This is a genomic window from Calothrix sp. CCY 0018, from assembly GCF_963920925.1.
In the GTDB taxonomy this organism is placed as follows: Bacteria; Cyanobacteriota; Cyanobacteriia; order Cyanobacteriales; family Nostocaceae; genus Rivularia.
In genome coordinates this window covers 44,448-64,704 of sequence record NZ_CAWUDI010000002.1, presented here as the reverse complement: position 1 = coordinate 64,704, position 20,257 = coordinate 44,448, and the positions used below count along the sequence as shown (strand labels likewise).

The 20,257-nt window shown below is 38.0% G+C and carries 20 protein-coding genes; 9 read left to right on the top strand and 11 right to left on the bottom strand.

The window, feature by feature from the left end; genetic code table 11:
- Positions 1–163 precede the first annotated feature (163 nt).
- Positions 164–406: a replication restart DNA helicase PriA gene (locus tag ACM03V_RS01780; protein WP_414619193.1), complete on the top strand. Its 243-nt coding sequence runs from the start codon at positions 164–166 to the stop codon at positions 404–406.
- A gap of 169 nt (positions 407–575) precedes the next feature.
- On the opposite strand, the gene rlmN is transcribed toward ACM03V_RS01780, so the two are convergent.
- The 7 genes from rlmN to lgt all read right to left on the bottom strand — a co-directional run bounded on the left by rlmN (position 576) and on the right by lgt (position 5,865).
- Positions 576–1,697, bottom strand: a complete 1,122-nt coding sequence (gene rlmN, locus ACM03V_RS01775; protein WP_414619032.1) for a 23S rRNA (adenine(2503)-C(2))-methyltransferase RlmN — start codon at positions 1,695–1,697, stop codon at positions 576–578.
- A 178-nt stretch (positions 1,698–1,875) separates the two neighbouring features.
- A complete protein-coding gene (locus ACM03V_RS01770; RefSeq protein WP_414619031.1) occupies positions 1,876–2,214 on the bottom strand; it encodes a XisI protein in 339 nt (112 codons plus the stop codon).
- Positions 2,202–2,531 carry an element excision factor XisH family protein gene (locus ACM03V_RS01765; RefSeq protein ID WP_414619192.1) on the bottom strand — a complete coding sequence of 110 codons (330 nt, stop codon included), beginning with the start codon at positions 2,529–2,531 and terminating at the stop codon, positions 2,202–2,204. Before ACM03V_RS01765 ends, ACM03V_RS01770 begins: the two co-directional genes overlap by 13 nt.
- A gap of 233 nt (positions 2,532–2,764) precedes the next feature.
- Positions 2,765–3,118: a phenylpyruvate tautomerase MIF-related protein gene (locus ACM03V_RS01760; RefSeq protein ID WP_414619030.1), complete on the bottom strand. Its 354-nt coding sequence runs from the start codon at positions 3,116–3,118 to the stop codon at positions 2,765–2,767.
- A gap of 90 nt (positions 3,119–3,208) precedes the next feature.
- The gene (locus ACM03V_RS01755; protein WP_414619029.1) at positions 3,209–3,691 is read right to left on the bottom strand and encodes a flavin reductase family protein; all 483 of its coding nucleotides are present in this window, start codon (positions 3,689–3,691) and stop codon (positions 3,209–3,211) included.
- 154 nt (positions 3,692–3,845) lie between these two features.
- Positions 3,846–4,649, bottom strand: coding sequence for a precorrin-4 C(11)-methyltransferase (gene cobM, locus ACM03V_RS01750; protein ID WP_414619028.1), 804 nt, complete (start codon positions 4,647–4,649; stop codon positions 3,846–3,848).
- 304 nt (positions 4,650–4,953) lie between these two features.
- Positions 4,954–5,865, bottom strand: coding sequence for a prolipoprotein diacylglyceryl transferase (lgt, locus tag ACM03V_RS01745; protein ID WP_414619191.1), 912 nt, complete (start codon positions 5,863–5,865; stop codon positions 4,954–4,956).
- Positions 5,866–6,313: 448 nt separating this feature from the next.
- On the opposite strand from lgt, the gene ACM03V_RS01740 reads away from it, so the two are divergent.
- Together ACM03V_RS01740 and ACM03V_RS01735 are read left to right on the top strand one after the other, a co-directional pair.
- Positions 6,314–6,940, top strand: a complete 627-nt coding sequence (locus ACM03V_RS01740; protein ID WP_414619027.1) for a DUF3859 domain-containing protein — start codon at positions 6,314–6,316, stop codon at positions 6,938–6,940.
- Between the two features lie 43 nt (positions 6,941–6,983).
- Entirely contained in the window at positions 6,984–8,732 is a 1,749-nt protein-coding gene (locus ACM03V_RS01735; RefSeq protein WP_414619026.1) for an asparagine synthetase B family protein, read from the top strand.
- 240 nt (positions 8,733–8,972) lie between these two features.
- Here ACM03V_RS01735 and ACM03V_RS01730 read toward each other — a convergent pair whose 3' ends face one another.
- The gene (locus ACM03V_RS01730) at positions 8,973–9,740 is read right to left on the bottom strand and encodes a calcium-binding protein (RefSeq protein WP_414619025.1); all 768 of its coding nucleotides are present in this window, start codon (positions 9,738–9,740) and stop codon (positions 8,973–8,975) included.
- 393 nt (positions 9,741–10,133) lie between these two features.
- On the opposite strand from ACM03V_RS01730, the gene ACM03V_RS01725 reads away from it, so the two are divergent.
- The 3 genes from ACM03V_RS01725 to ACM03V_RS01715 all read left to right on the top strand — a co-directional run bounded on the left by ACM03V_RS01725 (position 10,134) and on the right by ACM03V_RS01715 (position 13,215).
- The gene (locus ACM03V_RS01725; protein WP_414619190.1) at positions 10,134–10,325 is read left to right on the top strand and encodes a hypothetical protein; all 192 of its coding nucleotides are present in this window, start codon (positions 10,134–10,136) and stop codon (positions 10,323–10,325) included.
- Positions 10,326–10,610: 285 nt separating this feature from the next.
- Positions 10,611–11,909, top strand: a complete 1,299-nt coding sequence (locus ACM03V_RS01720; RefSeq protein ID WP_414619024.1) for a diaminopimelate decarboxylase family protein — start codon at positions 10,611–10,613, stop codon at positions 11,907–11,909.
- Positions 11,910–11,913: 4 nt separating this feature from the next.
- The gene (locus ACM03V_RS01715; protein WP_414619023.1) at positions 11,914–13,215 is read left to right on the top strand and encodes a hypothetical protein; all 1,302 of its coding nucleotides are present in this window, start codon (positions 11,914–11,916) and stop codon (positions 13,213–13,215) included.
- Between the two features lie 186 nt (positions 13,216–13,401).
- On the opposite strand, the gene ACM03V_RS01710 is transcribed toward ACM03V_RS01715, so the two are convergent.
- The gene (locus tag ACM03V_RS01710; RefSeq protein WP_414619022.1) at positions 13,402–15,141 is read right to left on the bottom strand and encodes an asparagine synthetase B family protein; all 1,740 of its coding nucleotides are present in this window, start codon (positions 15,139–15,141) and stop codon (positions 13,402–13,404) included.
- A gap of 294 nt (positions 15,142–15,435) precedes the next feature.
- Between ACM03V_RS01710 and coaD the strand changes: the two genes are divergently transcribed.
- From coaD to ACM03V_RS01695, 3 genes are all read left to right on the top strand, one after another.
- On the top strand, positions 15,436–15,993 hold the full coding sequence (gene coaD / locus ACM03V_RS01705) for a pantetheine-phosphate adenylyltransferase (RefSeq protein ID WP_414619021.1): 558 nt from the start codon (positions 15,436–15,438) through the stop codon (positions 15,991–15,993).
- Positions 15,897–16,580: a DivIVA domain-containing protein gene (locus ACM03V_RS01700; RefSeq protein ID WP_414619020.1), complete on the top strand. Its 684-nt coding sequence runs from the start codon at positions 15,897–15,899 to the stop codon at positions 16,578–16,580. The genes coaD and ACM03V_RS01700 overlap by 97 nt, the downstream gene beginning before the upstream one ends.
- A gap of 87 nt (positions 16,581–16,667) precedes the next feature.
- The gene (locus ACM03V_RS01695) at positions 16,668–17,006 is read left to right on the top strand and encodes a Ycf66 family protein (RefSeq protein WP_414619019.1); all 339 of its coding nucleotides are present in this window, start codon (positions 16,668–16,670) and stop codon (positions 17,004–17,006) included.
- Between the two features lie 110 nt (positions 17,007–17,116).
- Here ACM03V_RS01695 and ACM03V_RS01690 read toward each other — a convergent pair whose 3' ends face one another.
- Together ACM03V_RS01690 and ACM03V_RS01685 are read right to left on the bottom strand one after the other, a co-directional pair.
- On the bottom strand, positions 17,117–18,463 hold the full coding sequence (locus ACM03V_RS01690) for a TldD/PmbA family protein (protein ID WP_414619018.1): 1,347 nt from the start codon (positions 18,461–18,463) through the stop codon (positions 17,117–17,119).
- 179 nt (positions 18,464–18,642) lie between these two features.
- A complete protein-coding gene (locus tag ACM03V_RS01685) occupies positions 18,643–20,079 on the bottom strand; it encodes a TldD/PmbA family protein (protein WP_414619017.1) in 1,437 nt (478 codons plus the stop codon).
- Positions 20,080–20,257: the final 178 nt, after the last annotated feature.

The window sequence follows — 20,257 nt, the reverse complement described above, 5'->3', positions numbered from 1 at the left end:
GGTTGCTGTAAAAAGATAATAGAAAAACGTAGGAGGTTTGTTGCCTTAATAAAACAGATGCAAAAAGTATATTGAATTTGATTTCTATAATATTTTATCAATTAATTAAATGAAAACCAAAGAATTAGAAACAGTGCCTTCTCAAGTTTTATCAATTAATTACATGAAGACCAAAGAATTAGAAACAGTGCCTTCTCAACAAAAGCACGAGAACAAAGATTTCAAAACGGAGATAATACAAAAAGTTTGCTGTCCCAATTGTGGTAGTAAATGCGAAAGACATTATATTTGCGAACGCCAAATATGTCGCACAAGCTGTGCAAATTGCGATTACTTAATGATTAACTGCACCCGCACCGGAAAAGTTATTGAAGCTTACGCCCCCGGTATTTACGCCAGTAAATAAGAATTGGGAATGGGGTATAGGACATGGGGCATTGGGAATAGCTCACCGAGTTAGGAGATAAGAATTAGGAGTTAAGAATTAGGAGTTAGAAGCTAGGAGTTATTAATAATTATTTTCCCCTTGTCCCCTTGTCTCCCCATCCCCCTCTCTCCCTCTCTCCCCACCCATCCTATTTCTTACTAGCTCGCAACTGTCCGCAGGCAGCGTCTGCTTCTAAACCACGGGAGTAACGAACGCTGTGTGCGGTATGGTGTTTTTCTAAGGCTTGTACAAAAGCTTGAATGCGATCGTAAGTTGGGCGTTGATAATCTACTTCTTCAATGGGATTATAAGGTATTAAGTTTACGTGACATTGAAATCCGCGTAACTGCCGCGATAGTTGATGTGCGTGTTCTGGAAGGTCGTTGACACCGGCAAGAAGTACATATTCAAAAGATACGCGCCGTCCGGTCATTTCTACGTAGTCGCGACATTCGGCAAATAATTCTTCAATTTTGTATTTACGAGCGCTGGGAATAAGTTCTTCTCGCAATTCTTGATTTGGTGCGTGGAGGCTAACTGCAAGGGTAGCCTGTAAGCGATATTTTGCTAAATTACGAATACGTCCGGGAACACCTACTGTAGAGACAGTTAAGTTGCGCTGTCCGATTCCCACATCTTTATTAAGGGATTGAATAGAACTCAAAGTATTATCTACATTTAATAACGGTTCTCCCATACCCATAAATACGATATGAGTAACCCGTTGTCCAAATTCTTCTTGTACCGTCAAAACTTGGTCAACAATTTCGCTACGAGTTAGATTTCGCTTGAAACCACCCTTACCAGTAGCGCAGAAATCGCAAGCCATCGCACAACCAACTTGAGTAGAAACGCAAACCGTTAAACGTTCTAATTCTCCTTGCTTTTCTCCTTGTCTATTCCGATTTTTGCCCCATTTTTTAAAAGTTGGCATACCAACGGTTTCGATAATTTCCCCATCTGCCAATTCCAAAAGATATTTTACAGTGCCATCGGGAGCAGTCGAACGATGCTGTAAAGTAGAACGCCCTACGGGAATTTCCGCTACAGATTCCCGCCACTGCTTAGAAAACACAGTAATATCAGCCAAGGAACGAGCGCCCTTTTGATATATCCACTGATGTAACTGTTTTCCTCTGTAAGCTGGTTGTCCCTGCTCTTGTACCCAAGCAGTCAACTCTTCCAAAGATGCTCCCAATAAAGGAGGGACAGAAATTTTCGGATATTTAGGAGTGGGAGGTTTAGAAGAAACTACAGAATTAACAGACATAGTGAAACCGCGATGATTAAGAAGACAGTGAATCTTTATGGTAGATTATTTGAGCTTTTTATTGTCGGGGGAGAGTAGATAATAGTTCGTAGTCAGAAATGCGCGTTCTCTAATGAAGCGATAAATCCCTTACTACAAGCTGAGGGAATTTAATCAAGCTTTAATTAATAACGTATATTTAACCAACCGCATAACGAGTAAATTGGCGTTTAAAAGAAGAATGAAAACCGATAACTATATCTAAAGTTGGTACACCCATTTCAACCAACCTTTCGGCAACAGAATCTTCCGTACCGTTATATTGAATCCAGATTTTGCCATCTTGAATATCAAAGTGCATTACAGGGCCAAATACTCGCTTATCTCCCTGCCAACCAACATAAGCCAATTGATAATGATCATTTTCTCGATCAAAAATTAGCTCTGCCTTGACGTTATCATCATTATTGGTAGCTATCTGAGCGTGTTCCGTTAAAATTTTCTTCACAAATTCTCGATATTGTTCTAACTTATCCATTGCTCAATTTCCTCTAATTTAGGATTGTAAATTATTAGCTTTATTTGGTAACGTTTTAAAGCACGTTGGATGAAAGAAAGCTGAAAAAAATCCTGGTAGGTTTCAATCGGAACGGCTAAGTAAACAATTCGGTAAGGTTCTTGTTCTTCAAGTGCTTGGCAATAGTTAAGATATTGACCTAATGCGGTATGAAATGCGCTAATATCTGAATCCGCAATAAAGCTTTTAATTTCTACAGCAATTTTTTCTGAATCTCGTTCTGCTGCAATAGCGTTTTCTGCTGCTAAATCAATCTGTAATTTTACTGCTTCACTAATACGAATTGTTAAGGGGTCATGGGTAATCTTCCATCCATCTTTAGATTAAAGCATTTTTAACCTGTTGATGGAAAACGTCTTTAGCCATTATGGATGCCTTTCATCGCAAGTATATTTAACTTTAACTTTAAATTGATTTTAGCGAGAGCTGAAGGCGTGGAGATAAATGAATGATACAACCAAAACGTTAGGGAGACGTAGCAGTGCTACGTCTCTACATTAAGGTAAAAAAATCAACCAAACGTATTGCCGTTCCAACCCCACATTGCACCTTTGGCATCGGCAAATTCGATATAAATGCGATTTTTAGGCACACCAAGGGCTTGATTAATTTCTTGGCAAAAATCCTGACTCATGGACTTCGTTTGTTCGGGTTTCATTGTACCGACACTTTTGATTTCTATGTAACAAACTGGGTCGGTACTACCACCGAAAGTCATGGGAACTTCTGCTTCAAAAGCCGTCATTACATAAGATTCCGGTTTCCCGGTATGCTTTGCTAATTTAGATGACAAGGTTTTCAGCATCCCCTCAACTTCAGCTTTTTGAGGAGTAGATATAGAACTTTGGACTTTAATTAAAGGCATAATCCGATTTTGGATTTTAGATTTTAGATTTTGGATTGGTTATTTCTAACTCCTAACTCCTAACTCCTAACTCCTAACTCCTAACAATATTTACCCGCCGTAATTCCAGCTAGTTGATTCGAGATTGAGTTGTTTGCCTTCACGGTGAACTCCCGCAGCGATAACTTCGCCAACATAAACGGTATGATCGCCTTTATCAACTTTTCCGACAACCTGACATTCGATATATCCCAAAGAGTCGGTAATAATCGGACATCCAGTTTCTTTACCAAGGGAAAATTCTACATCTTCAAATTTATTCCCAACGCGGCGCATGGGTTTAAAGAATTTTTCTGCTAAGTTTTTTTGCGTGTCTTCTAAGAAGCTGATGGCGAATACCCCACTTTTTTCAATCATTTGATGGGATATAGAATCTCCTTTGACACAATTTACAACCAAAGGCGGCTTAAACGAAGATTGCATCAACCAGCTCGCAGTAAAACCGTTAACCTCTTCACCATCCTTAACCCCACAAATATATAAACCGTGAGGAATCTTCCGCAACATCGTTTTTTTAGCTTGTTCGTCCAACATGAGTTTCAGAAACCTAATTACTTCTCTACCGTTCAGTTTATCGAAGAGTGGGGAATGGGGAATAGGGCATTGGGAATAGTTAGGAGTTATTAAGGTTAAAGGTTAAAGGTTAAAATTTTTCTTATCTCCTTGTCTCCTTGTCTCCTTGTCTCCCCTACTTTGGTCTAAATAAATGCGAATGCTCTGGGTGATACAATCGCGATCGCGCTGTTGCCTCACCAAGGGCGGGGCTAATTATATAAAGTGTGGTGCGAATTAGTTTTTCTTTGTGAGTGCATTCTGCAATTTCGCTTAGGGGAACTACAAGAATTTTTTCGTCATGCCAGCCGACGCGAAAGCAGATTGCTACGGGGGTTTCGGGGGGATAATGTTCTAACAATTTTGCTTGGGAATCTTCGACGTGGCGGGCGCTCAAATACAGGCAAAGACTAGCTTGATGTGCTGCTAGTGAGGCTAATTCTTCTTTTGGCGGTACTTGGGTGCGCCCGCTGATGCGGGTAAGGATGATGGTTTGCACTAAACCCGGTACCGTAAGCTCGACATTTAATTTTGCGGCGGCGGCTTGGAAAGCGCTGATACCGGGAATGACTTCAAAAGGAATCTCAGCTTGGGCAAGTTGCTGCATTTGTTCGTGGATGGCGCTGTAAAGACTTGGATCTCCCGAATGCAAACGCACAACCGATTGATTATTTCTCACAATTTCCACCATCATCGGCACAATTTCTTCGAGGGTTTTAGAAGCCGTGCGAATGATTTGAGCATCTTCCCGACAAAATTCTAAAATTTCTTGAGGGACTAAAGAGTCTGCAAATAAAACTACATCGGTTTGTTGAAGTAGCTTTTGCGCTCTAATCGTTAATAAATCGGGGTCGCCAGGACCAGCACCCACAATATAAACTGCTGGCTTTAATTTACTTTCAGCTTTTTGCTCACACAAAATACTAGTATTTTCACGCATAAAAACAACAGGCAATGCCCTCTCCTTCAAATTTTTTTAGGAAATATCACGGTATCTTTCCGGATTCAACCCCTATATATAGAAATATTGATTGGTAGATGCACCCTGGTTAAGCCCTAGAGAATACTCTGGGGCATTTTTTATTTTTGGGAATTGGTAATTGGAAATTGGGAATTGGTAATTGGTAATTGGAATAGTTAGGAGTAATTAAGGTTAAAGGTTAAAATTATTCTTGTCTCCTTGTCTCCCCATCTCCCTATCTCCCTATCTCCCCATCTCCCCATCTCCCCATCTCCCTATCTCCCTACCTCCTCATCTCCCTTATCTCTTCACTCTGGGTAGAAACGACATCTGGTAAGGGGCGTTTTCTGATGTATAGCCACCATAAGCCAGCTAATCCGATGGCTATTTCTACTAAACTTATTACTTGAGCGATTCTTAAGGGGCCGAGCATTAAGCTATCTAAACGCAATCCTTCAATCCAAAAGCGTCCTAAGCTGTAACCTACCAAGTAAACCAAGAATATCGTTCCTGTTTTCAAGGAGAGCTTTCCCTGTAAGGCTCGAAAGAATAATATCATCAGCAAACTGAATATCATCACATTCCACAATGATTCGTAAAGGAATGTCGGATGAAAGAAATTTTCATCAATGAATTGCGGCGGGCGCGGGTAAACTTTTGAGCCATCAACAAGCGTAATTTCACGAGGAATATAAAGCTTCCAAGGTAAATTAGTCGGCTTTCCAAAGGCTTCGGAGTTGAAGAAATTTCCCCAGCGTCCAATTGCCTGCCCCAAAATCAGCGAGGGAGCCACTAAGTCTGCTAATTGCCAAAATGAAACTTTTTTTAGTTTTGCGAATATTACAGCGACTATTAGACCTCCTATAATCGCTCCATGAATAGCAATACCACCCTTCCAAATAGCGAAAATCTCCCACCACGGACGTTGGGAATATTCCTGCCATTGAAATAAAACGTAATATATTCTGGCAGCAGGAATTGCACCAATTACCAGCCAAATCGATAAATCGCTTAATAAATCGGGATTTACATTACGACGCTTCGCCAAATACTGAGAAAGCGTAACACCAATCAATACTGCTGAGGCAATCAATAAGCCATACCAGCGGATAGTTAATGGCCCTAGTTTTACTAAAATTGGGCCCGGAGAAGTAAACATAAACGCCAAGGGCAAATAGGAAATATCCAGTGCCATGCGAAATACCGTAACGAAGAATGTTGCACTCATACTGTGACATACTCCCGTATTTTTGCAAGCAGGAGGGGGAAGAGGGGGAGATGGGGAGATGGGGAGATGGGGGGATGGGGGGACAAGGAGAATTATTAATTTATAACTGGTAACTGGTAACTGGTAACTGGTAATTGATAATTGCCAATTGTGATCTAGTTACTATTTGTTGGTAATTGAAATCTGATACTATGGGAAATTAAATTCTTGCCTGTATAAAAATTGAGCAAGATTAAGTAGATACTTTTAGGATTTTGTCAGCAGGTTAATCGGTAAATATTGGTTGGGTAATAAAATTAACTTGTTCCCTATTCCCTATTGCCTTTTTCCTTACAAATCTGGTTCGGATTAAGTTTGCTGATACCAAGGGTGCAGTGTAGAAGTTAAATTACGTACATACCTTTGGCTGATTGCTATGCAGAAGCGTTTGACAACAAAACAAGTTTCTCAAATTGTCGCAGAAGTTGAACGTTTGTCTCAACGGCGACAATCTGAAATTGAAGTGGAAGAGTTAGAGCAGATTTTAGATGAGTTAAATTTACCTGATGATTTGCTCGATGAAGCTGTGATGCAGGTTTATCGCAAGCAAGCTATGGATAAGCAGAAGAAACGCAATCGTTTGATAATTGGGGGTGTGCTGGCTGTGGTAGTAAGTGCGATCGCAGCGACTTTTTTCATGCAGCAACAGCAGCAGCAAGCACTAGAACGTATTAATGTTTATGATAGTCGAGTTGGTTTTAGACGTAATGATGATTCTGCAAGTTTAGAAGAAATTAACCGTCAAAGTACTCCAGAAATATTTTATAATGTAACGCTTGAAGATGCTCCGGTAGGTAAACAGGTAGAATTAGGCTGTAATTGGGTCGATCCTAACCGTGAAATTGCTCATCAAAATAGTTGGAAAACTAAAACTATTAGTAAAGAAGTTTGGAATACTCATTGCCGGTACAAATTTAAGGAAAGTGTTCCTGCTGGTAATTGGCTTGTACAAATGACTTTGGATGATGAGGTTATTACTAGCAATAAGTTTGTTGTTAAGTAATTTGAAAATGGGTAATTGATAATTGATAATTGATAATTGATAATTGATTATAGGTTGTTGGGGTTGCGGTAATTTATCTGAATCGGAAGCTCTTTTAAATAAGGTGTTTAGTAAGGCATCTGATGATAAAGGGTTACAAAAAGTAAGTTATGAAAATGATGATTGCTTTTTCTATGCCGCTGGATGGATTGCAAATAAAACTTCTATTAACGACGAAGAAATTGTTAAAAAGAAAGATATTTGTCAAGTTTCGCTTTCTGCTGCTGGAATTCCAGAGTTGCCAGATGCCGCAATCAAGTTTGAAAATAAGCGTTTAATTTTAAGTCGAGATAGAATAGGGCGCGTACCTTTATATTGGTTTCAGCAAGGGCAGATAATTTGGTTTGCAACGCGAATGCAGTTGTTATTACCTGTTTTAGATTCGCCACAAGTTAGTATTCCAGGCTTTTACAGCTATAACTGCTTCTCTTACGTACCCACTCCTTTAACTCCCATCGAAAATATTTTCACAGTACCTACAGGATGTGAAATCATTTGGGAAATTAATCAAAATTATCAAAATACATCAAATACATCCGTTGTTAAAATCCAAAATCGATACGAGTGGAAAGAATCTGAAAATTTAATTCGAGATGAAAAGACAGCGATATTGCAACTACAAAGTTTATTAAAAGATTCTATCCAACGTCAAATTAGTGATTTACCCAATCATGAAGTAGGAGTATTTCTTTCTGGGGGATTAGATTCTTCAATTGTTGCGGCTTTATTAGTGCAAGCTGGGGTAAAAGTGAAAGCCTACGCTTTGGATTTTGGTGAATATGCAATTTCCGAATTACCTTTTGCTGAAACTGTCGCCGCACATTTACAAATTCCTTTGGTAAAAGTGGATGCAACTCCAAAGCGAATTAAATCGGCAATTAGCGCTACTGTCAAAGCTTTAGATTTACCTTTTGGCGATGGCGTAACGGTACCCTTATATTTACTGTGCGAAGCTGCATCAAAGGAAACTTCAGTAATTTTTAACGGTGAAGGAGGAGATCAATTATTTGCTGGATGGACTAATAAACCTTTAATTGCTGCCGGTATTTATAATTCTGAAGATTTTAATCAACAATACTTGAGAACCTTTCATCGCCTTTATGGTTATGAAGCGCAATCTTTTCAAGCTAAAGTAACTAGTAAAATTGAAACCATTAATCCAGAAAATTGGATTGTAGAAGCATTAAACCCAGAATTTACCAACAATATTTTAGCGAGATTGCGGCGGGCAAGCTTGATGCTCAAAGGCGCACAAAACATTCATCCCAGAGCTACGAATTTAGCAAAAGCATTTAACTTGAGAGTGCGATCGCCTTTTTGCGATTTAGCATTAGCCGAATGGAGTTTTGCACTTTCGGGAGAACTTTGTTTGCAGGGTAATACTGAAAAATACATCCTCAAACGTGCCGTTGAATCGTGGCTACCGTCGGAAATTGTTTGGCGAGAAAAGCGCGGAATGGGAGTACCTTTAAATAATTGGTGCTTGGGTGAGTTGTGGGGAGAAATTAGTAAAAGATTGAATACAGGAATTTTGAAATCTGAAGGGCGCTATCAAGAAGATATGATTCGGAAAATTCTCGCGGGTGAAATCGGCGGGCAAATTCGTCAGCGTCGCATCGGTGAAGTTTTATGGTTGCTATTAATGTGGGAGATGTGGCGAGTTGAAGTTTTAGGTGAGAAAGCTGAAGGGAAAGTTTTTGATTATCGGTTGTTATGGCTGAGGGTTTTACAGAAGTTTGGATATAGGGCATAGGGGGGATATTGCGCGGGTGTGTTACGGCACGAAATTTTTTGAAAGAAAACAAATATGTATCCGAAGCCGTAACGCACCATCCGAAATTAGGAAATTTTAAAAGATTCCACCTCGTCGAATAAAATCGCGCTTCATTTCACATAAGTTTTTATTCAATAAACAACCAACGATTAACTTGAAAAATTCAAAATGCTGTCTTGTTTAGATAAGCTCTGATTTAGGCTTTAAACAATTCTTAGTTTAACCGTATGTAAAAGCATCCGAGCCTAGTTGAGTAATGCTTACATCTTCTAAAATCGCTACCAAAGCTGAACCATTTGGAACATCAAAAGCCAAGCCACTACCGCCTATAGAAAGAGGATCTAAACCGAAATCTAAATTAACAGTAGGATCATCTATATACAAAATCGCGGTGCCGTCGAAGCCATAGTTTACAGTGTCATAATCGAACCTAGTTCCTGGCAATCTGATGACATCTCCTTCGGATGGATTGAAATCTGTAATTTGTGCATACTTCTGTCCCCTTTCAAAAGCTTTCCCTGGATTTCGACTAGATGGAGCTAGTAAAAAAACATCTTCCCCTGCTCCTCCAGTTAAAACTTCTGGATCGTTAAAAGACGGTGGTATCTCTCCCGCTGTTTGTTCGGAAAGTCTATCTTGTAATCGTGCAATTAAACTTTTTCGTTCCCCTAACCCTAAGATAATATCGTTACCATCGCCACCTTCTAATACATTAGAGCCTTTTCCACCTCGAAGAACATCATCACCTGCACCTCCATATATAAAATCTTTATCGTCGCCGCCTCTGATTATGTCATCGCCATTACCACCAAATAGCGTGTCTACTCCTGTACCGCCAAAAATATTATCAACTGCGTCACCACCTTCTATAATGTCATCGCCATCGTAGCCAGCTAGAATATCGTTGCCTCCACGACCTTTAATACTGTCATTTTCAGGAGTACCTTGCAAAAGGTTACGCTGATTAGTTCCTACTTTTGTTGCCATTTTATCAAGCCAATAATAAAACTGAATTACGCAACATCTTAAAATTTTATTTAATAATTCGTGAATCAATCTTTAGATATAAAAGAATTGCTTATTAAACTTAGTACTGGAGTACCTAATAGTATTTAAGAAAAGCTTTTATTCAAGTAAGAGCAAGGGTTACAGCCTGTTTAATCAAAATTTTACAAGAGAAGAGTTTCATAATGCGTGCAGAATTTACACCTGAAATATGTATAGATTTGCGTTTTTTATATAGAAAAATTAAATTGTTTTTGAAAATTAAATAAGTATTCAATGATACCTATCTTCTTGTAGGGTGTGTTACGGCACGAAATTTTTTGATCAATAACTAATATGTAGTTGAAGCCGTAACGCACCATCCGAGATTAGGAAATTTTAATTGAAACAGTATTAAATGAAGACGGAACTTTAACATTAAGGGGATTACCTTTTCATGCGGGGGATGCTGTAGAGGTAATCATTCTTAAAAATTCTCAACAAAAGCAAGAATCAGCATCGGAATCTAAAGTCAAAAAACCATTCCCATTGGAAGGTAAAGTAATCTATTACGATAACCCAACATAACCCGTTGCATATCAGTTATAATTGATTGTTTATCTAGATGCTAAGAATGGAGATTAGGTATTAGGTATTTGGGACAAAATGATAAAATTATTATGGAGTAAACATCACATCCCTGCCTCATTCTTCAACATAATGGTGCGTTAGACTATTTAACTTTCAATTAATAACTATATTTATTCAAGCCGTAACGCACCCTACAATTTAATTAATACAAGTAAACTTTTATAAGAAATTAGTATAAAATGCCCTCGTGAATAACTAACTTCATTACGAGGTTAAATTTCAATGCCCAATGCCCAATGCCTCATTCCCTATAATTTAGCAACAGAAATTATTTCAATTTACGATTCGCCACTATACGTTTATCAAGGTGATATTTTACGTCAGACAATCGCTCGCATTACTAAATCAATTTCTTATGCACATACAAAATTCCACTTTGCGAGCGTAACTAATGGCAATATTTCATTGCTGCAAATTTTCCAAGATTGCGGTTGGGGAATTCATGCGAATACTCCTGGTGACGTTTATTTAGCGTTAAAAGCAGGTTTTTCTCCAGATAAGATTATTTATAGCGGTAGCAATCTGGATGCTGAAGAAATGACTCAGTTATTAAATTGGGGAATTACAGCTTTTAATTTAGATAGTATTAATCAGCTACAGGTATTTTGCGACGTTTATAACATACCAAGAAACCTCTCTCCTACAAGTAGAGAGGCTTTAATACCCCCTTCCCTACAAGGGAAGGGGGCTAGGGGGTTAGGTTTCCCAGATTTTGAAATTAAATCTAAATTCTCTCAAGAAATAAAATTAGGATTGCGGTTAAATTTACCCGAAATTACCGGCGATAGTCGTATTGGTGTACGCCCAAATCAGTTTACAGAAGCTGTAGAAATTGCCAGAAAAGCAAATTTAAAAATCAGCGGTTTGCACTTCTATCGAGGCACGGGTACTAATTCAACAAAGGCTTTTACCCAAGTAATTAATCTAATTATCGAAACCGCAAAATTATTACCAGATTGGCAATATTTAGATTTTGGTGGCGGTTTTGGATATCCTTATCATCATGATGGAGTTGCTTTTGATTGGGAAAGTTTTGGTAGAGAAATTACCGATATTTTATTAAAGCTTGATAGAAAAATTGATTTAATTATCGAACCTGGAAGGGCTGCAATTGCCGGCTGTGCAACTCTTCTTGCTCGTGTTGTTGCTGTTAAATGGCAGCAAGATAAACAAATTATCGGCGTTAATACTACCGTTGCTAATTTATCAGTACCATCTGTACATGGAGGCTATCGCGAAATTATCACTTGGAAGACTGGGAAATCATATCTTACAGATGTTTGTGGAAACACTACTTATTCTCGCGATTATTTAGGAAAAAACTGTCAGCTTCCAAAATTAGAAATTGGAGATATGATAGCTATTTTAGATGTCGGCGCTTACGGCTATGCAATGTCTTCCCATTTCTTACATCGTACCCGCCCTGCTGAAGTTTTATTAGAAAATAATAACCATAACCATAATTTAATCCGTAGAAGAGAAGATTATGATATTTTATTACACAACCAAATATTTGGATAAATAAATGAAATGCGTTAATTGCGGAGTTGATAATAATTTAAAAGAAAGAACTGCTAATCAGGGTAAATGTAAAAATTGCAATCATACTTTTGCATTTGAACCAACAAGTTCTGATGTTAAATATAAATTTACCGATCCATTTTTTCACAAAGTAATTACAGATATTTCTGCTAAGGGTACCTTATATTTTACTCCAAAGCAGTTTTTCTACGCTTTAGAAAGGCGTGTATCAAAGAAAAATAATCAAATGAATCAATGGAAAGGATGTGGATTCTTTCTTGTTTTTCCTGTAACTGCCATGTTTACTGCTGGGATTTCATTGATTGTAGGATTAGTCATAATATTTATTAATTCATATTTACAAAGCAAATCTCAAAAAAATAGACGTTATGTACGTAAAGGTAATGCCAAATTTATTCAAATTAGCGGCATTGTAATTTTGATAGTAGGTATTTTATGTTCGGTTTCAATTAAATCATTTCCTTTATTTGTAATCAGCGTTATTTTAGGCATGACATCTATTTATTTAGGAACTATACAAATAAGACGTATAGTAGATGCGACAGAACCTTTTATAATCAATCAAAATTTATTTCAAAATTGGATAAATCGTTGGCAACAAATTAATGGCACAATTACAAATATGCTGCCTTATGCACGTCGGCAAAATGCACCAGCTAACCTCAATCCCGATATCACCGCATACAGTTTCGATAGAGTAGTTGTGTGCGATGGCGCAGAAGTTGCACAATTATTAATAGCCAATAATTTCCACTTTGAAAATAACTGTGCCGTCTTGAGTATTTCCGGATATCCAGAAAACATTTTTAGTACAGTTATGGAAATGTTACGACGCAACCCCAATTTAAAAGTCTACGCTTTACATGACGCTTCTCCACGGGGTGTAAGTTTAGTAAATCATCTCCGCACCAGCCCTAATTGGTTTTTAAATACCGATGTTACTATTTATGATTTAGGATTATTGCCGCGTCAGTTTATAGATAATTCCAAAGCATTTGTACAACAAAAAGAAGAATATGCAGCAGATGCAAGAAATTTATCAATTGATGTCAAACGAGATTTAACTGAAGCAGAAATTGCATGGTTAGAGTCGGGTAAATTTATCGAATTAGAATCTTTCACTCCCCAAAGATTATTAAGAGTTGTGACTCAAGGTATTGCTAAAAGTTGCCAACCTGATAATCTTCAACCAGATAGTGGGGGCACTACTTTTATTGGTGCAGATGATTATGGTAACGATAACGATAGCGGTATTACAATTTTTGCTGTTGATAGCTTTGGATAAATCAGTTAACAGTGAGCAGTGAGCAGTGAGCAGTTATCAATTATCAATTTACTTTTTCATCTTAATATCAACCTGATATTAAATATAATGAAACCCGCGCAGGCTGGTTTTGCTTGTGTAGCCGCGTTAGCGCAGCGTGCCCGCCAGGGCATATTCAATCGCCAGGTATTTTTATTTCCCAATTCCCTATGCCTTCTTATCTTTTTGCACCTGCAACCAAATTTCTAAACTTACCAACAGCCACAATTTAACTCCATAACGCTGCCAAGCATCACCGCGATAATTCAACCACTGTTTAATTAATTCTTGATTTAATAATGGTGCTATTTCAGCATTTTTATTCAATAACAAACTTTTTGCTCGACGCTGAAAGATATTCTTAAACCAATACTGTACTGGTACCATCATTCCGCTTTTAGGGCGCTCGATTATTTCTCTTGGCAATATATCCAAAACAGCTTGTTTTAATACCGCTTTTTCTTGCGCCCCTGCTAGTTTATACTGCGGTGGTATCTGCATCGCCATCTCTACTATTCTTCTATCGAATAATGGCGATCGCCCTTGCAATTCATTGGCAACTGTCATGTTATTAACTTTTGTTAAGATATGATCTGCTCCTTTAAATTTGATGTTGATTGTCATTAATCGATTTAAGTAGCTTTCGTTGCGATACAGGTAATCGGCGAATACAAAATCTTTCTGTTTTATTTTTGTGAAAACGTCTTGCTTGAGAAGTTGCGGTAAATAAGAAGAACATTTTTTAAAAGAATTAACGTAATTTGTTACCATATTTTCTTCAGTATTATTAACTCCACCGTAAAGCTGATTTAACAACATGGGCTGATTTTTTGGGCCGCCAAAACATGGGTCTCCTCCTTCTCCATTCAGGATTACACCGGCGTGTTGCCGTGCTATCTTTCCTAATAAATAGTTAGGTACTGTCAAAGGATCGCCGATGGGGTCGTCTAAATAAGACATTACTCGTGGTAGCTTATCCCACATTTCATTGGGTGTAATCTCTAGGATATGATGCTGAGTTTTACAGTGTTGCGCTACTAAGCCAGAAAACTCTAATTCATTGGGACAATTTTCGCCAAAATGAATTGAATAAGTATGTACGGGATGGTTGTGAAATTTGGCAGCCAGCGCAGTTATACAGCTAGAATCCAAGCCACCAGATAAATAAACACCCACGGGTTGCTCCACAGGTAAATATTCTTGTACAACTTCATCTAAAAGCTTTCTTAACTGCTTTCCATGCCAAATTAAACTTTTTTCTACATTCTGAATATCTTCTCGTGCTTCCCAAAACAGTTTTTCATTGATGTAATTTATTTCTTCACCAGATGATTCGATTTGCAAAACCATCCCCACAAATAATTCCCGCACGTTTTGCCAAAGCGTTTGCTCTCCAGGTACGAAACCACAGCAAAGATAGTCTCGTAATGCGACTAAATCTAACTGTTGGGAACCCCAAGGTAAAAGAGTTGCTAAACGAGGCGCAATAACGCAAACTTTACCAGAATTAGTGTAATAAAGAGTGCGGCAACCAACGCCATCTCGAACTAAATATAAATGCCTTTCAAGGTTATCCCAAACACATAGTGAGAACATTCCTTCTAACAACTTGAGACATTCTTCACCTTCTTTTTCCCAAAGATGCGCTACTATTTCTTTATCAGTATATTTTTGATTTAGATGTAAAAATTGCAGCAAATGAGAGCGGTTGCTTAACCAGATATCTCCAATTACAATAAAACGATTATTATGACTTTTTACAGCTGGGGTTTTGACTACAAAAAAATCTTTACTGCTGTAAGTAACATCATAATTGCTAGCATTTATCCCCCCCAAAATCACATACCAATCCGGTACAACATGAATATCGGGGATTTGTCTTTTATTCCATAAAACAGGTAATTTCATCAAGATTTAAAACTATTGATTAAGAATTGAAAATAAAAATACCGATGAGAAGCTCTGCATTAATTCACGGAGTCAATCTAAAATTCCATAAACGCATCCGTTATTAAAATCTAAAATCCAAAATCGTTTGACATTGGCAATGGATGGAAATAGTATATTTTGATGCGAATTCAAGGATAATAGATAAATACATTACATTTTGAATCTTACAATTGAATCTGTAATTTTAAACACATTATCTCAGAGATAGAAATACTTCAATATAATTACTGAACTTTAAAATGACTAAGTATAATGATTGCGATTTATCCTGGAAGTTTTGACCCCGTAACCCTGGGACATCTTGATATTATTCAACGTGGTAGTCAGTTATTTTCACAAGTTATTGTTGCAGTATTACGTAATCCCAACAAAACTCCATTGTTCACGGTGCAACAACGTTTAGAACAAATACGTCAATCTACAACACATTTAGATAATGTAGAAATAGATGCTTTTGAAGGTTTAACTGTCGAATACGCTGCCCGAAGCAAAGCAAAAGTTTTGTTAAGGGGTTTAAGGGCAATTTCGGATTTTGAAGTTGAGCTGCAAATGGCACACACCAATAAAACTCTTTCCACCGAAATAGAAACTGTTTTTTTAGCAACGTCGAACGAATATAGTTTTTTAAGTAGTAGTGTGGTAAAAGAGATTGCAAGGTTTGGTGGTTCTATTAATCATCTCGTTCCCCCTCACGTTGCTTTAGATACATACAAATGCTTCACCCACAACCAAACGGAATCGAACCCAATCAAAACGGACAAAACGGAAGTCATCCACCCTCTCAATTTCCCCAACAACCGGGAAGCGTAGATATTCAGCAGGAGCTTAACCGTTTAGAAGAACTTATTCTTACCAGTTTTCGCATCCCTTTGACGCGAAAGACTTTGGTAGATGAAGAAAAATTACTAGAACAGCTTGATTTTATCCGCTTATCTCTACCTGAAGCTTTCCAAGAAGCAATCATAACTATTCAGCAAAAAGAAGAAATTCTTTTAGAAGCCGAAGCTTACGGGCAGCAAATGGTAGAAGCAGCACAAGCGAAGAGAGCGCAAGTGTTGAATGAAAGCGATATTATCAGACAAGCCGAGCAACAAACCGAACAATTGAGCCGACAAGTACAGCAAGAGTGCGAGCAAATTATGCAAGAAACTCTTGATGAAATCGAGCGTAAACGTCGTGCTTGTCACCAAGAAATCGAAGAAATGCGTCGTCTAGCGATGGAAGAAGCCGAACAAATTGCTCAAGGTGCAGATCAATATGCCGATAATGTTTTAGAGCATATGGAACAAGAACTTAACGAATCGTTAAAAATTATTCGCAACGGTAGACAGCAACTTTATGGAGAAGCCCAGCCACCGCAGCGCGTTTATCCCGGCAAAATGATTAAAAAGAAGTAGGGAATTGGGAATCGGGAATTGGGAATTGGTAATATTAAAAACTACTGAAAAATTCCAAACCTAATAAACCATAAACAGCATCTACGAATGTGTTATTTAGCTCAAGTTAATATTGGCAGCAATTTAGGCATAAACATTGCTTACTTTTTGGGATTACTTCAGATAATTTTTGGATTATTTTACTTGATATTAGTAGTAGTTCAATTGGTGCGAATAGGAAATAGAGTTAGTAGGTTTGCAACAATATTTTATATAATTCAGTTAGTTATTATCCCAATTTTTCTATTACTATCAGGTTTTATTTTAATATTCCAAGGTTGGCGATTAGACCCAATTTTACAGTTTCAACCATTGATATTATTTGCTCTAATCTTTTACTTGAGCATCAAAGATATTATGTTGAATACTGTTAATAGAAATAGATAATTTAATTGAGTATTGCTATTAATTGACTGAAAAATTCAAGCCTACGCGGGTAGGCTTCGTAAATGTAGCGATACCCTTCGAGGGTATTGCTATTAATTGACGAAATTTTGCTAAAGCGTATAGGTAAAATCTTCTACCAACATACCAGGAACCTTACTACCGCCAAGCTGACGATTTTCATAAGTTCCAACTTCGGGAAGAAATTCGTGTTCATCAGTGAAATCAATTAAATTATCACCCCAAAAACTGTATAAACTATCATCAAAGCGCAAATCTTCGATCGGTGCGACAATTTCACCGTTAGCAACCCAAAAGCAAGCGTAACGAGTCATTCCTGTGATTCTCCCAGAAGGGCGATCGCTCCAATTTAGATAATGCAAATTCGATACATATAGCCCCGTACCTAAACTTGATAAAATTGAATCAGATGCCAAGTTTCCTCGACTAATTTCTGGGGAACGTAAAGACTCGTTACTACCAGCACCATTGGCAAATTTGTCGTATTCTTTAGCGCTACGGGAATTAATTAAAGTATTTAATAAAACACCTTTTTCGATTACTTTTAACTGCAAAGGTGCAATTTCTCCCCAATCATTAAAACGCGGTACCGAGCCAGCATAAAAATTTTCTTGCAAGCTAAACTTAGGAGAAAGTTGCTTTTCTTTATTTGCTAACATTACTAAAGCACTGTTCCCCTGTTGAATATCAGCTTCGCTTAAACCCCCCCAAGAAAGCATTGTTAATAATTCTGCAACCGCAGCAGGAGCAAAATAAGTTTTGTAATGTCCTCGCGGTATTTTTTTAGAAGGACGAGAAAGTAATTCTAATTGCTGTTTTGCGCTCGTAATTTTATCTATATAAGTTTGATTATTCCAATCATTTCCAGCAAAAAAGCCTTTGACAGCTTGTCCCGAATCGGTAAAAATTGAATAGTCCAAGGTAAAAGTATCGGTACTAAACCAATGTTTATTACCACCCGAATCAGCATAACCTTGACTTATATTACCGCCAGCATAAAAGCCAGTAAAATCCAATTCACTAACAGCTTCTAAAATAGTTTTAGCAACATCTTCATTAGCCAACAACTTACCCGAATGGACTTCGCAAGTAACTTCATCTCCTGATGGTAAAACCAAATATGTATCTACAGGTAATGATGGTAATTCTGCTCGTAATTCCTGCAAAGAATCATAGGCTTGCTGGCAATCAACTTCCCAATTACCGCTAATAGGAAAAACGCGAAAACTATTACGTTGATTTTCCATTAAAGTCAATTCAAGCCAGCCATCTGCCACAACACCAGTTTGTCGTACCTTAGCGCGATTAAACCTAGTAAACTGACTGCGTTCTCGATTAAGTTTAAAACTAAATTCTTCTCCCGGTTTCTTCTCATCTAAAAGATATTCAAACAGTCGATTAAAGCTGACTTCAAAAGCAGATATATCTTCGTTTTTCATAAACGTTTACAGTAAATTAGATTTTAGATTTTAGATTTTGAATTGGGCATTGGGCATTGGGCATTGGGCATTGGGCATAGGAATCAGGAGTTAGGAATGAGGAGTTAATAATTATCTATCCCCTTGTCCCCTTGTCCCCTTGTCTCCCCATCCCCCAATCTCCCCATCTCCCCATCCCCTCACCCTCCTCCGAAAACTTCAACATTTGTAAATAAACAAACGGGGGAAGCGTGCCCTACAGAAATTGCTTGGTTGGGTTCTCCTTTACCGCAGTAAGCAGTACCGTACATTTGCCAAGTCGATTTATTGCCTACTTTAATTAAACTTTGCCAAAATTCTGGGGTAGTAGCTCGATAATTCGGGTTACGGAGAGTTTTTGTGAGCTTACCGTCTTCAATCAATTTTGCGTACTCGCAACCAAATTGAAATTTATATCGACGGTCATCTATTGACCAAGAACGGTTGGATTCCATGTAAACGCCGTGCTGTATACCGGCGATGATTTCTTCAAAGCTGGCTTCACCAGGTTCCAAATTCAAGTTTGCCATACGGTCAATTGGTGGTCTATTCCAAGAACAAGCACGAGCGCAAGCTACTCCGTCAATACCGCTTCTAGCTTGACTTTCCAGACTTCCCAAACCTCGCTGTAATACACCTTCTTTAATTACATATTCTCGCGTTGCTACAGCACCAGTATCATCAAAGCCATAGCTAGCAAATTCACCCTTGACAGTGGGATCGAAAGTAATATTCATTTTCTGAGAACCATATCCCAAACTGCCAAAATCATCCGTCTTGACAAAACTACCACCAGCATAGTTTCGTTCATCGCCCAAAATTCGGTCAATTTCCAAAGGATGTCCGACACTTTCATGAATTTGTAGCATCATTTGGTCTGGTGCTAAAACCAAATTAGTGCGAGTATTTGGGCATTCTTCAGCCGTCAAAAGTTCTACAGCTTGCTCGCCAATTTGTCGCACGCGATGCCATAAACCCTCTTCCTGAAAGTCCAAAACCCCTTGATAGCAATGTGCCGACCAACCATTATTAGTCCGCTGCTGAACAATTAAACCATCTTGCGCTGTAGCTCCGAAATGAGTGCTAAATAATAATAATTTTTGATAAATTTCCGAACCGTTACTGCTAATAAACCAAGTATTCTTGTCAGTAGTCGTAGCGCTAGCTGTAGTCTGAACAATTTTGTCATCAACTCTTAACGTTTTACAGACACGCACAAGCAAATCGTTAATTTCTCGCGAATTCAAACCATCAACATTTTTTACCGATGGCGAAATAAATTCACCCACAACATAAGGACGTTCGCTGCGAATCTCAAATGGATGTATCCACCATTCGCTAGCAGCAAGCGCCTGTTTATACGCAACTTCCGCAGCAGCCTGTAGAGAATCCAATTCTAGAGAATTAGTAGCTCCATAGCCCAGACAGCCATTAACCAGAACCTCTACCATTGCTCCTACAGTAGAAGACTTACCATTACTTTGTGGTAAACCATCCCGGAAAAAACGATTTGACGAAGTTTCTTTAACCGCCCTAATACCAATCCAGTCAGCAGAAACATTTATATTATTGATTGCTTTTTTTAATTCAGACCACATACAGCACTCATTTAGGTGTAAGCAAGAGGGGGAGACTATATTATTTACTACAAAACGTCAATTTTTGCACCTATGATTTGTTAACTTTTTCTTTATTTAAAAAAAATTGCTAATTGCTAATTGGGCATTGGGCATTGGGTAATAGGAGTGAAAATAACTTATAACTCTTAACCTTTGA

What these genes read in the sequence shown, in the direction of transcription:
- lgt (WP_414619191.1), bottom strand. Translation starts at nt 5,865, where the DNA reads ATGGCACTGGATATTTCCTATTTGCCCTTGGCGTTTATGTTTACTTCT.
- ACM03V_RS01755 (WP_414619029.1), bottom strand. Translation starts at nt 3,691, where the DNA reads ATGTTGGACGAACAAGCTAAAAAAACGATGTTGCGGAAGATTCCTCAC.
- ACM03V_RS01690 (WP_414619018.1), bottom strand. Translation starts at nt 18,463, where the DNA reads ATGAAAAACGAAGATATATCTGCTTTTGAAGTCAGCTTTAATCGACTG.
- ACM03V_RS01730 (WP_414619025.1), bottom strand. Translation starts at nt 9,740, where the DNA reads ATGGCAACAAAAGTAGGAACTAATCAGCGTAACCTTTTGCAAGGTACT.
- cobM (WP_414619028.1), bottom strand. Translation starts at nt 4,649, where the DNA reads ATGCGTGAAAATACTAGTATTTTGTGTGAGCAAAAAGCTGAAAGTAAA.
- ACM03V_RS01685 (WP_414619017.1), bottom strand. Translation starts at nt 20,079, where the DNA reads ATGTGGTCTGAATTAAAAAAAGCAATCAATAATATAAATGTTTCTGCT.
- ACM03V_RS01700 (WP_414619020.1), top strand. Translation starts at nt 15,897, where the DNA reads ATGCTTCACCCACAACCAAACGGAATCGAACCCAATCAAAACGGACAA.
- ACM03V_RS01720 (WP_414619024.1), top strand. Translation starts at nt 10,611, where the DNA reads ATGCCCAATGCCCAATGCCTCATTCCCTATAATTTAGCAACAGAAATT.
- ACM03V_RS01710 (WP_414619022.1), bottom strand. Translation starts at nt 15,141, where the DNA reads ATGAAATTACCTGTTTTATGGAATAAAAGACAAATCCCCGATATTCAT.
- rlmN (WP_414619032.1), bottom strand. Translation starts at nt 1,697, where the DNA reads ATGTCTGTTAATTCTGTAGTTTCTTCTAAACCTCCCACTCCTAAATAT.
- ACM03V_RS01780 (WP_414619193.1), top strand. Translation starts at nt 164, where the DNA reads ATGAAGACCAAAGAATTAGAAACAGTGCCTTCTCAACAAAAGCACGAG.
- ACM03V_RS01760 (WP_414619030.1), bottom strand. Translation starts at nt 3,118, where the DNA reads ATGCCTTTAATTAAAGTCCAAAGTTCTATATCTACTCCTCAAAAAGCT.
- ACM03V_RS01695 (WP_414619019.1), top strand. Translation starts at nt 16,668, where the DNA reads ATGTGTTATTTAGCTCAAGTTAATATTGGCAGCAATTTAGGCATAAAC.
- ACM03V_RS01740 (WP_414619027.1), top strand. Translation starts at nt 6,314, where the DNA reads ATGCAGAAGCGTTTGACAACAAAACAAGTTTCTCAAATTGTCGCAGAA.
- ACM03V_RS01715 (WP_414619023.1), top strand. Translation starts at nt 11,914, where the DNA reads ATGAAATGCGTTAATTGCGGAGTTGATAATAATTTAAAAGAAAGAACT.
- coaD (WP_414619021.1), top strand. Translation starts at nt 15,436, where the DNA reads ATGATTGCGATTTATCCTGGAAGTTTTGACCCCGTAACCCTGGGACAT.
- ACM03V_RS01770 (WP_414619031.1), bottom strand. Translation starts at nt 2,214, where the DNA reads ATGGATAAGTTAGAACAATATCGAGAATTTGTGAAGAAAATTTTAACG.